Origin of the sequence: Streptomyces sp. NRRL B-3229, assembly GCF_000719505.1 — a bacterium.
In the GTDB taxonomy this organism is placed as follows: Bacteria; Actinomycetota; Actinomycetes; order Streptomycetales; family Streptomycetaceae; genus Streptomyces; species Streptomyces griseorubiginosus.
Map to the genome: position 1 here is coordinate 1 of NZ_JOGP01000049.1, position 9,036 is coordinate 9,036.

Genomic DNA, 9,036 nt, shown 5'->3' on the forward strand with positions numbered 1-9,036 from the left:
GTACATGATCCCCACCCACGCCGACCAGCCGACCAACTCCTTCTACAACGCCTCCAAGCCGGCCACCTACGCGCCCGAGCTGGACACCCCCAACGAGTATCCGGCCAAGCTCGACTCGTCGGTGGCCTCCGGTTCGGACCCGATCGCCGGTGAGCTGAAGTCGGCGTACGGCACGGACGACATCTACGGCATGCACTGGCTCCAGGACGTCGACAACGTCTACGGCTACGGCCAAGTGCGAGGCGGGACCCGCCGACACCGGTCCGTCGTACATCAACACCTTCCAGCGCGGGGTGCAGGAGTCGGTGTGGGAGACGGTGCCGCAGCCGACCTGCGACGCCTTCAAGTACGGCGGCAAGAACGGGTACTTGGACCTGTTCACCGGTGACTCCTCGGCAAGGGCTCCGACGTCTCCGCGACCGTGGGCAAGGCCGCGAAGATGGGCGACTACCTGCGCTACGCGATGTACGACAAGTACTTCAAGAAGATCGGCAACTGTGTTGGCCCCTCGGCGTGCCCGGCGGGTACCGGCAAGGACGCCTCGCACTACCTGCTGTCCTGGTACTACGCCTGGGGCGGCTCGACCGACACGACCGGCGGCTGGGCCTGGCGCATCGGCTCCAGCCACGCGCACAGCGGCTACCAGAACCCCCTCGCGGCCTACGCGCTGAGCTCCTACGCCGACCTGAAGCCCAAGTCGGCCACAGGACAGGCGGACTGGTCGAAGTCCCTCAGCCGGCAGCTGGAGTTCTACCGGTGGCTCCAGTCCGACGAGGGCGCCATCGCGGGCGGTGCGACCAACAGCTGGGCGGGCCGCTACGCCACTCCCCCGGCCGGCAAGTCGACCTTCTACGGCATGTACTACGACGAGCAGCCCGTCTACCACGACCCGCCGTCCAACCAGTGGTTCGGCTTCCAGGCCTGGTCGATGGAGCGCGTGGCGGAGCTGTACCAGCAGACGGGGAACACGCAGGCCAAGGCGGTCCTCGACAAGTGGGTCAAGTGGGCGCTGTCCAAGACCACCATCAACCCGGACGGCACCTACCGGAACTACCAGGACTCGCTGGGGATCGCGGTCCCCGAGAACCGGGCGGACTACAGCCGGTTCAACGACAGCGTCTACATCCCCAGCGGCTTCAGCGGCACGATGCCGAACGGGGACAAGATCGACTCCTCCTCCACCTTCGCCTCGCTGCGGTCCTTCTACAAGAACGACCCTGCCTGGTCGAAGATCGAGGCCTATCTGAAGGGCGGCGCGGTGCCGTCGTTCACGTACCACCGGTTCTGGGCCCAGGCGGACATCGCCCTGGCCATGGGCTCGTACGCGGAGCTCCTCGAATAACCCCCCGCTGAGGCCGCGTGCGCGACCCCGCCATCAGGCGGCGGGGTCACCCGGCCGGGCGGCCCCCGCCCCCTTGGGGGCCGCCCGGCACCACGGGCCCACCATCCGTCGGGCCTCGATCCAGCCGTACGACCAGCGGCTTCGAGAATCCGCTCAAGACACTCGAGCCGCCCTCCTTGTCAGGAACATGATCCTCTCCTACAGTCCCTGCGAGTCGCTTGTTGGGAGCGCTCCCAATCCCATGCAGAAGCCCTCGCCCCCCACACATCACCCGCGCGGAGGACCCGCATGCAACCGTCACATCACCAAGTCCGCAGGATGCGCGCGCTCTGCGGTGCGTTGCTGACCACGCTCGTCGCACTCGCCGCGCTGCTGACCGGCGCCACGGCCTCCCACGCCGACACGACGATCTGCGAGGAGTTCGGCAGCACCACGATCCAGGGCCGCTACGTCGTACAGAACAACCGCTGGGGCACCAGCGCCACCCAGTGCATCTCCGTCACGAACTCCGGCTTCAGGATCACCCAGGCCGACGGCTCGGTCCCGACGAACGGCGCCCCGAAGTCGTACCCGTCCGTGTTCAACGGCTGCCACTACACCAACTGCTCGCCCGGTACCAACCTCCCGGCCCAGCTGAGCTCGATCTCGAGCGCGCCCTCGGGCATCTCCTACAGCTACGTGAGCGGTGCCGCCTATGACGCCGCCTACGACATCTGGCTGGACCCGACCCCGCGCACCGACGGCGTGAACCGTACCGAGATCATGATCTGGTTCAACCGCGTGGGATCCGTGCAGCCGGTCGGCTCGGTCGTCGGTTCCGCCACGGTGGGCGGACGCCAGTGGCAGGTGTGGTCCGGCAACAACGGCGGCAACGACGTTCTGTCCTTCGTCGCTCCGTCGGCGATCGACAGCTGGAACTTCGACGTGATGGACTTCGTCCGGCAGGCCGTCTCCCGCGGACTCGCCCAGAACAACTGGTACCTGACGAGCATTCAGGCGGGCTTCGAACCCTGGCAGAACGGCGCCGGCCTGGCCGTGAACTCGTTCTCCTCCACGGTGAACCTCGGTGGCAGCACCCCGGGCGGCCCGGGCACCCCCGGCGGTCCCGCCGCGTGCAAGGTGGCCTATGGCACGAGTGTCTGGCAGGACGGGTTCACCGCCGACGTCGCCGTGACCAACACGGGTTCCTCCCCGGTCGACGGCTGGAAGGTCGCGTTCACGCTGCCGTCGGGGCAGCGGATCACCAACGCCTGGAACGCCACCGTCTCCCCGGCGTCGGGGGCCGTGACGGCCACCAACGCCGCGCACAACGCGTCCATCGCACCAGGCGGACAGGTCTCCTTCGGGTTCCAGGGCACCTACAGCGGCAGCTTCGCCAAACCGGCCGCCTTCAGCCTCAACGGAACGTCCTGCACCGTCGCGTAACAGGGGGATTCCTCCCTGCGGGGCCCGCCCACAGGGCGACAGGGCGGGCCCCGCTCTTCTCCGTCCCTGCGACCACCACCCCCTTGGCCGGCACGGCACGGGTTCCGCGCGGAAGGCGTGTGCCCGGTTCTGTCGGCCCGTAAGATCGGCTGTCTCATGGGGGAGGTGGTCATGGGCACGCGACGGCCCGGCACGCCGACGCTGGAAGAGGTGGCCGCTCACGCCGGGGTGGGGCGGGGCACGGTCTCCCGCGTCATCAACAACGCGGCAGGCGTGAAGGAGTCGACGCGTCGAGCCGTGCAGCAGGCCATCGAGGAACTGGGCTACGTCCCCAATCTCGCGGCGCGCTCCCTGGCCGGCCAGCGGAGCAACGCCGTCGCCCTCGTCCTGACCGAACCCGACTGGAGAATGTTCGCGGAGCCCTTCTTCTCCGAGATCGTCCGCTCCCTGGGCGACGCGCTGGCGGACATCGGGATGCAGCTGATGCTGACCCTGGTCCGCTCGGACATCGACCGGAAGCGCTTCCTGGAGTACGCGCGCGGCAGCCGGGTCGACGGAGTCCTGCTGCTGTCCGTGCGCGCCGGGGACCGGCTTCCGGACATGCTCGCCGAGGCGCGGCTGCCGACCGTGATGCTGGGGCGCCGCTCGCGCGACGAGTACGTCAGCTACGTGGACGCGGACAACGTCGGGGGCGCCCGAAGCGCCGTCTCCCACCTGGTGTCACGGGGCCGCAGGACGATCGCCACCATCACCGGGCCCCTGGACATGGACGCCGCACAGTGCCGGCTGCGCGGCTATCAGGACGCTCTGGCGCTGGCCGGCCTGGACAGCGAGCAGTCCCTGGTGGCCGAGGGCGACTTCACGCAGGAGAGCGGACGCCTCGCCATGACCGAACTGCTCGCACGGCATCCGGGGATCGACGGTGTCCTCGCCGCGTCGGACACCACGGCCGCAGGGGCCTTGCAGGCGTTGCGCGCGGCAGGGCGGCGCGTGCCGCAGGACGTCGCCGTGATCGGCTTCGACGACTTCCCCCTGGCGCAGCGCACGCGGCCGCGGCTCACGACGGTGCGCCAGCCGCTGGAGGAGATGGGCCGGGCCATGATCCGGCTGCTCCTGGAGGACATGGAGGAGCCGTCGGTGGCCTACCGGCATGTCATTCTCCGTACGGCACTGGTCGTCCGCGAGTCGAGCTGAGAACACCGGCTGCGCGCAGCCGACTTGACCGTCCGTTCCCAGCAGCGCTCCCGGTCGTCGGTCGCCGTCCTGCGTATCGCTGTGCGCATCACCCACGCTCCAGGCCGCGCGAAATTCGTCGGCAACCTTTTCGTCGTGGGCGGCCACTGAGGAGTGCACCACCGGCACATCGGCACGATCCTGAACGGACAGATGATGACAACGAGGCAGATAGCGCGGCAGCGCAGGCGCAGGCGCAGGCTCGCAGTGGGCACCGCGGCGGCGCTGACCTCCGTGGGCGTTCTCGTCTACCTGGTCATGGCGTTGGTCCCCGGCCACAAGGTGGATGCGGAGTCGACCGCGGCCTCCCCCCTCGTCACCACCCAGCCGAAAGCCGCCGAGACCGCCACCGGTACAGCCTCTGCCGGCGCGACGCCGAGTCCGTCAGCCAGCCCGAGTGCGAGCAGTTCCACCAGCCCGAAGCCGAAAAAGACCCCCAAGGCGGCGAAGTCCCAGGCCAAGGCCGCCCCGAAGTCCTCGCGCGGGTCAACGACACCCCCCGCGGCAGGGCGCATCCGGCCCAACACCTCGTACAAGGGCGTCGCCACCGCCTACGAGGCCGGCGTCGGGGACGGGGCCTGTCTGTTCGGTCCCAGCCCCGACATGATGATCGCGGCGATGAACACCACCGACTACGAGACCTCCAGAGCCTGCGGCGCCTACATCCTCGTCCACGCGGCCAACGGCAAGTCCGTCACGGTGCGGATCACCAACGAATGCCCCCTGCCCTGCGCCCCCGGGCAGATCGACCTCAGCCAGCAGGCCTTCGCCAAACTCGCCGACCTCAAGGTGGGCCGACTGGCCATCACCTGGAGCCTGGTGAGCCCCGGCTCCATCGGCACGATGTCCATCCGGTACAAGACCGGCTCCAGCATCTACTGGTGCGGCATCCAGGTCATCGGCCACCGCAACCCGGTCGCACGGCTCGAGGTCAGCACCGGAAGCGGCTGGCGCCAGTTGCCCCGCACCAGCTTCAACTACTTCATCTCCGCGGACGGTACCGGCTGCGGCAAGGCGATCAGAGTCACCGACATCTACGGTGAACAACTGACGGTCAGCGGACTCGGGGTGCTGGCGAACGTCGTCCAACAGACGCGGGTCCAGTTCGCCCAGCACTGACCTGAGTTGGCGCCGCCCGGCACCGAGACATGAGGGTTCGTCCATGTCCTGTTCAGCTGCCGGGCGGTGCGGACGGCCCGGGCGTCCACGGGCAAGGCTTGCGACAACGACCCGGGTCTCCATGGCCAAGGCTGGCGGCAACGGCCCCTGCGGAGGCGGGACATGGGTGCACGCGCATACTGGGCGCCGGCGCACGCATCCGTGATCCGTTTCCCTGCCCGGGACCAGCGAGAGGCCCACCTCGATGACCACGTTCCTCGACGACCCCGCAGCCGACGCCGCCCCCGGCGCGTCCGAGGTCACACGGAACCGGGACGAGGCCTTCGCCCAGCTCCTCCTCTCCAGTCACCTGCGGCTGACCGGCACCCCGTTGTGTCCGTCGGAACCCGGTGACGACCCGGTCCATCTCCTCTACGACAATGCCTCGTTCGGCCTGCTCGCCCACGACACGAGCCCGGACCCGGTCTTCGTCTACGCGAACAGAACCGCCCAGGAGTGCTTCGCGTACTCCTGGGCGGAGTTCGTACGACTCCCGTCCCGGCTGTCCGCGTCAGCCGAAGGGCAGGACGACAGAGAGGAGTTCGTACGGTCCGTGACGGAACGCGGGTACGCGTCCGGCTACCGAGGCCTCCGCGTCGCCAAGTCCGGCCGCAGGTTCTGGATAGAGAACGTCACCATGTGGAACCTGGTCGACACCGCCGGCACCCATCACGGCCAGGCTGCCGTGTTCCGCGCGTGGAGGGACGCGTCGGAGACAGGGGCAGAAGGCTGACACCGCGCACGCGACCGTGCAGGCGTACGGAGTAGGTCGACGGTCAGGCTGTGGTGACCCGCCGGGACGTCGAGGTCGTAGGCGAGGACCTGGACGACGTCCCGCCCCGCACCGCCGGTGACGAGCGCGGTGAACGAGTCGGTCGGCCGTGCCCGCCCGCGGGTGGTGCACGTCGACGTGCTGGTAGTTGGCGGCGAGGCCGTAGCCGCCGTAGTCGCGCGACATCTTGACCATCCGGCTCCTCAGCTCTGACCTGCGTTCTTTCGGGCAGTTCGAATTTCGTGGACCGGTCGTCGTCTCACCGCGCAGTCTTTCTTCCGTCACAGGAACCCCTCACCTCGGGAGAGACGACATGCGCACCCACCGCTCAGCCCTCCTGCTCGGCACCCTCGCACTCGCCGCCGGAGGAGTCCTCGCGAGCGCGCCGTCCGCCGGCGCCACCGCCGCCGAGGACAACTGCAACTACATCTCCGACAGCGCCCGGCCGACGGTCCACCCCGGTGACCAGGGCAACAACGTCCGCCAGGTGCAGTGCCTCATCGACTTCTACAGCAAGTACCCCACGTGGATCGACGTGGACGGGGACTACGGCCAGAAGACCGCGGCCGGCGTCTTCTACGTGCAGACCTGTAACGGCACCACGGGCGGCGCCGACGGCGTCGTCGGTCCCAGCACCTGGTCCCGGCTCTACAGCCCCAAGCCCGCCTGCGCGCTGTAGGCCCGCGGCCAACGGTCCTTCGTTCCGCCGGCTGTCCGCTTCCGGGCGAGGAAGCGGACAGCGCAGCGGGACCCTGCCGTACCTCAGCCCGACGCTGTTCGACCGGACCGGACCACGCACAGGAGGAACCCCCACGATGTCGGACCCGAACTCCGCAGGCTCCCGACGCCCCACCGGCCTGGGGCCCTTGGTGCCGCGCCGCGTGTTCCTGGGGGCCCTCGGAGCCGCCGGGTTGAGCGTCGTACCCGCGCTGCCCGCGGCTGCGGCCGCCTCCGCCGGCCCCACCGCCTACACCCTGCTGTCGCGCGCGGACTGGGGCGCGGACGAGACACTGCGGTACACCGCCGCCGGTACGGAGATCTGGCCGCCGGAGTACTACCCGGTCCAGACGCTCACCGTGCACCACACCGACGACGGCAGCACCGACCCGGATCCGGCCGCGGTGGTGCGGGCGATCTACCGCAACGACACGGTGGGCAAGGGCTACGGCGACGTCGGCTACCACTTCCTGATCGACCGGAACGGCCGGGTGTACGAGGGGCGTTGGTCCGGCACCGACGGCACGGCCGCCCACGACGCGACAGGGCGGATGGTGACCGGCGCGCACGTGCAGGGGTACAACAGCGGGAACCTCGGGATCGCCCTGCTGGGCACGTTCACCACCTCTCCCCCGACGACCGCCGCGCACACCGCACTCGTCCAGCTGCTGGCCGACCTCGCGGGGCGCCACGCGCTCGTCCCGGCGGGCAAGGTGCTCTACCGGAACCCGGTGAGCGGAGTCAGCCGCGCGGCACCCGTCATCGGCGGCCACCTCGACTGGGCGGCCACCGACTGCCCGGGCACGGTCTGGTCCCAACTGCCCGCCATACGTGAGGAAGTGGCCGCCCAGATATCAGGATGACGGTACGGCCGTGCACCACCTCTGCGCCGACGCCGTCGCCCGGCCGAGGATGGCTTGGTCCCGTCTTTGTCTCCCTGGGCCGGTGGGGCATTCTCGACCCCACCGGGCCGGAGTGACGCATGGGGGGACCGTGCTGCGTATCCATTTCACTGCGGAGGATCTCGCGCGGACCAGACTCGCCGAACGCCCCGATCCGTTAAGGAAGGTAGCGCCAAGTTGTGCGCTTGCCCAGAGGTACAGCTGAACTTCCTTTCAACTAAACCCTTTCGTGTCTTCGACTCTTCAACCTCCTTGACCGCAAGCGCCCTCATCCCCATGATGGGAGCGCTCCCACTGGCCAAGACTTGTCCTTCCCCATGCTTTGAGCCGCTTGGAGGAACCAGTTCATGGATCCCGGACGCAAACGCAGAACCCTCCGACGGGTGTGGATCGCCACGGCAACCGCCTTGGCCCTGCCCCTGTCGCTGCTGGCCACGGGCGCAACGACCGCACAGGCGGCCGCAGTTCAGTGCAGTGTCGACTACAAGACGAACGACTGGGGCTCCGGCTTCACCACGGACGTCACGATCACCAACCGCGGCTCCGACACCATCGACGGTTGGACGCTGACGTACGCCTACACCGGCAACCAGAAGCTCATGAACGGCTGGAACGGCACCTGGTCCCAGTCCGGACAGAACATCAGCGTCAAGGACGCCGGCTACAACGGCAAGATCGCCGCTGGGGCGTCCACCTCCACCGGCGCACAGTTCAGCTACAGCGGCACCAACACGGCCCCCGGGTCGTTCTCGGTCAACGGCACCGTCTGCAACGGGGCTCACCAGCCACCGATCACCGTGCTGACCAGCCCGGCCGCCGGAGCCGTCTACAGCCAGGGCGAGGCGGTCCCGCTCGCGGCCACGGCAGCGGCCGCGGACAACGCGACCATCAGCAAGGTGGAGTTCTACGACAACACCACGCTGCTGGGCACCGACACGACAGCGCCGTACTCGCTCTCGGCCTCTGGCTTGACCGTGGGCAGTCACTCGCTGCTGGCGAAGGCCTACGACAGCCTGGGAGCCTCCGCCGAGTCGACGCCGGTCGGCATCACGGTGGCGTCCGGCCCGTCCGTGGTCGCCACTCCGTCCCAACTCGGCGTCCAGCAGGGCAAGACGGGCACGTACGACGTGAAGCTGTCGAAGCAGCCGAGCGTGAACGTGACGGTCACGACGGCCCGTGCGAGCGGCAACTCGGGCCTCTCGGTCACAGGTGGCGCCTCGCTCACCTTCACACCGTCGAACTGGAACACCGCCCAGACGGTGACCATCACCGCCGACTCCTCCGGCACCGGCGCGGCCACCTTCGAGTCGACCGCACCCGGCCACGCCAAGGCGTCGGTCACCGTGACAGAGCTCGGGGCGACCAAGGCGTACGACGCCCGCTTCCTGGATCTGTACGGCAAGATCACCAACCCGGCGAACGGCTACTTCTCCCCCGAGGGCATCCCCTACCACTCGGTGGAGACGCTGATCGTCGAGGCGCCGGAC

7 protein-coding genes and 1 pseudogene are annotated in these 9,036 nt (G+C 69.0%); all 8 read left to right on the top strand.

Annotation, left to right across the window (positions count from 1 at the left end; translation table 11 throughout):
* Window positions 1–1,342: pseudogene (locus IF54_RS40145) on the top strand (glycoside hydrolase family 48 protein); the annotation flags it as partial.
* 288 nt (window positions 1,343–1,630) lie between these two features.
* Window positions 1,631–2,767 carry a GH12 family glycosyl hydrolase domain-containing protein gene (locus IF54_RS0138210; protein ID WP_030327275.1) on the top strand — a complete coding sequence of 379 codons (1,137 nt, stop codon included), beginning with the start codon at window positions 1,631–1,633 and terminating at the stop codon, window positions 2,765–2,767.
* Between the two features lie 171 nt (window positions 2,768–2,938).
* On the top strand, window positions 2,939–3,961 hold the full coding sequence (locus tag IF54_RS0138215; RefSeq protein WP_030327276.1) for a LacI family DNA-binding transcriptional regulator: 1,023 nt from the start codon (window positions 2,939–2,941) through the stop codon (window positions 3,959–3,961).
* Window positions 3,962–4,153: 192 nt separating this feature from the next.
* Window positions 4,154–5,119 carry an expansin EXLX1 family cellulose-binding protein gene (locus tag IF54_RS0138220; protein WP_030327277.1) on the top strand — a complete coding sequence of 322 codons (966 nt, stop codon included), beginning with the start codon at window positions 4,154–4,156 and terminating at the stop codon, window positions 5,117–5,119.
* 244 nt (window positions 5,120–5,363) lie between these two features.
* Window positions 5,364–5,891, top strand: coding sequence for an MEKHLA domain-containing protein (locus tag IF54_RS0138225; protein ID WP_030327278.1), 528 nt, complete (start codon window positions 5,364–5,366; stop codon window positions 5,889–5,891).
* Window positions 5,892–6,243: 352 nt separating this feature from the next.
* Window positions 6,244–6,609, top strand: a complete 366-nt coding sequence (locus IF54_RS0138230; protein WP_030327279.1) for a peptidoglycan-binding domain-containing protein — start codon at window positions 6,244–6,246, stop codon at window positions 6,607–6,609.
* Window positions 6,610–6,745: 136 nt separating this feature from the next.
* Window positions 6,746–7,510 carry an N-acetylmuramoyl-L-alanine amidase gene (locus IF54_RS0138235; protein ID WP_030327280.1) on the top strand — a complete coding sequence of 255 codons (765 nt, stop codon included), beginning with the start codon at window positions 6,746–6,748 and terminating at the stop codon, window positions 7,508–7,510.
* A 386-nt stretch (window positions 7,511–7,896) separates the two neighbouring features.
* Window positions 7,897–9,036 (top strand): cellulose binding domain-containing protein (locus tag IF54_RS0138240; RefSeq protein WP_037821165.1); only part of this gene is annotated, 1,140 nt, incomplete at its 3' end.